The sequence below is a fragment of the Psychrobacter sp. 5A.1 genome (assembly GCF_030407455.1).
Classification (GTDB): domain Bacteria; phylum Pseudomonadota; class Gammaproteobacteria; order Pseudomonadales; family Moraxellaceae; genus Psychrobacter.
Genome location: NZ_JASDDJ010000116.1, coordinates 1 through 2,552, shown reverse-complemented (window position 1 = coordinate 2,552; position 2,552 = coordinate 1). Strand labels below are relative to the sequence as shown.

Annotated in this window: 3 protein-coding genes; all 3 read right to left on the bottom strand. The window is 36.8% G+C overall.

Going from position 1 to position 2,552, the window contains the following annotated elements; all coding sequences use genetic code 11:
• Positions 1-546 (bottom strand): hypothetical protein (locus tag QL982_RS14270; RefSeq protein ID WP_290190431.1); only part of this gene is annotated, 546 nt, incomplete at its 3' end.
• A 36-nt stretch (positions 547-582) separates the two neighbouring features.
• Positions 583-2,058, bottom strand: a complete 1,476-nt coding sequence (locus QL982_RS14265) for a M12 family metallo-peptidase (protein ID WP_290190430.1) — start codon at positions 2,056-2,058, stop codon at positions 583-585.
• A 17-nt stretch (positions 2,059-2,075) separates the two neighbouring features.
• On the bottom strand, positions 2,076-2,552 hold a 477-nt coding region (locus tag QL982_RS14260; RefSeq protein WP_290190429.1), incomplete at its 5' end, for a DUF2345 domain-containing protein.

Below are 2,552 nucleotides of genomic sequence, written 5' to 3'. Positions count from 1 at the left end.
AATTGATATATCATTATACAAGGTGATATTATTATTAACCTTATACGTATAGCTACTGTAAAGCTCATCAAATATTTCAACAGCCTTATCATGATTGTTAACTATCAAGTTAATAGTTTCAATTAGTTCAAGTTGATATTGTTTTGGCAATGTATGGCCAAACTCATTTCCGATAAATGCGCCATTAAAATTATATGTAATATCTGTAAGGTAATCATCTCCTCGAATAAGCACATAGCCTTGGCTGGTATGGAAGGTAAGAATGTCAGTGTAATCTTCATTTTCTTCGATCTTGTCTTCTAGTTTCTTCCATAGGGGAGATACCCTTAATCTTTCAATAAACGTTGCTCTGGAAATAACGTCAATGGGATGCTGTCTTTGTATGCCAGTATCAGGCGCTACGGGTTCTACCATTTCAGATTCTTGTTCAATCGAATATTGTCGACAATCTAAGGTTTCATTATCGGTACTAACTTTTTTATTTGGTAGCTCATGACAACCTGCTAACGGCAAAAATAATAGTATTACATATTTAACTTTAATCATATAGAATTCCAATTGTATTAAACTATGGTTTGAGTATTATTTAATGCTTTGGTCTTTTCTTAGTAGATCCCACTGCCACTTAAATAGTGACCACATATGATGCTTATATGGATTCGTCCCGCCACTCTCTTTTCCTGTGCGATCTAATAAATAAGAATAATCCATTAAATTATCCGTATACCCTTGGTAAAAGCTGTGTCGTGTCAACGAACTACTGGAAAATGTATGCGGCAAGCTAAAACTATGACCCAATTCATGTGCAAAAGTATCTAATTGAATATTGCCTTTATCAAATAATACCACGGCGTTACCCCAAACTTTTGAAAAACAATCATCGTTGAACGTACAGTCAAATAAGTTTTCGACCATATTCTTTTCACGCGCTTGAGCGCTACCTAATGTAGTGTAAATACCAGTTTTAACCTTATAGTCTGTAAATATTACGAAAGTTTTATTATTATTATTAGTACCTTCAATGCCACCTGAAGGTACGTATTTTTCACTAAATAACTCATATAGTTTGACTATATCTTTTTTTAAGTTACTGCCTTCGCTTCTTGAAACATTAGTGTTTGGTGGGTATTTTAGAAGAAATTTATGGAGCGCTTTCCCCTTTGTACTAAGTAGAGAATGATTATTTTTTTCATCAATCAGGTTTAGCCAACTTATACCTTTCACCTCACCACGAACTAATGCTTGATTAAAAGATCTATATTTAAGGTAGTGCTGATAGGCAGGAGGTGTTGGTACAGTCGTAGCTCCAGACTTTGTACACAAATGGACAATAACTATATCTGCATTAGGTATATCCCTATTTGGATAAATCATGAGAACACCAACTTTACGTTGGTATTTACCTCGTTTAGCAATAACCTTAATAAATCTGGCCTTATTACTAGAACTTGTAGCCTTAATATTAATCTTGATAGATTCATCAACATAATATTTTATGTTTCTAGAGTATCCGTTTTCCCCGTCAGTCTGTTCGCCAGATCTAACTAGCTTTCTGCTTTTCTGACCTTTAGTAATTAATTTTTTCAATGCGATTTTGGTGGGTGAAACAACGATACCAGGACTTGTACTGAATTCTAATACAGTACTATCATTTGATGATAAAGGTTTATTATCATCAGTAGTGAGCTGATCTATTTGCAAATATAATTCTACTTCGGATCTATCAGGGAAGATACCTAGCCAGGCAGGAACATAGGCCTCGGAGGTGTTACCAATTTCAGTAACTTCGGATAACGTGCTATTGCCTGGTTTTAGCGTAGTATATTCCTTGATAAGATCATGAACATTACCCCGATAAAATCTTTTTGGTTTAGATCCCGCTTGTACAACTTTTTTAATATCGTAAATGTACTCATCTCTTAACCAGTCGAAGCCGTAAGATCCGTTATAACCTCCTTTTATTGGTCGTCGGAAATGTACCAAAAAACGTCTTGGAGCTGATATTTGCGTGTCTTTTGTACCATGGTTAGAGCTGGAGCTACCTGATGTTGTTCCCATTATGAGCAACCTTTTATTTAATCTATTTCCAAATGTATTTCAAATTCTTCTGGTGTCTTCGTATAAAAGCGTTGGGTCATACCTTCTTTATCTGTTGTTCCATGGATTTTTTCCCCCGTTGCTTTATTTGTAGCAATATATTGAGTTTCACTAAAAGGAATGTCGTCATCATCTGTGAAACGAAAACAAATACTGTTAGCGTGCCCAAAAGCAGGCAACCCCGCCAATCCCTGTCCATCCATCCCGCCGCCATCACGACTATGCTGACCAGCCTTCTCCGTAAACTGCATCGCCGCAATCGTAATATCACCGCCATCTAGCGTGATACTCGCACCGCCCGCCGTCAGCGTAATCTTGTTCATCGCTACTATCTCAACTTCTTTAGTTGAGGATGACATATTCACATCTTGCTTCGCTGTCGCCTCAAGCTTTCCTGTATGCGCAGACAGCATAATATTGTCTTTCGCATTTGTCATACTGAACTGACCATCAGC

Coding starts and splice junctions, on each gene's coding strand:
- QL982_RS14265 (WP_290190430.1), bottom strand. CDS start 2,058: ATGGGAACAACATCAGGTAGCTCCAGCTCTAACCATGGTACAAAAGAC.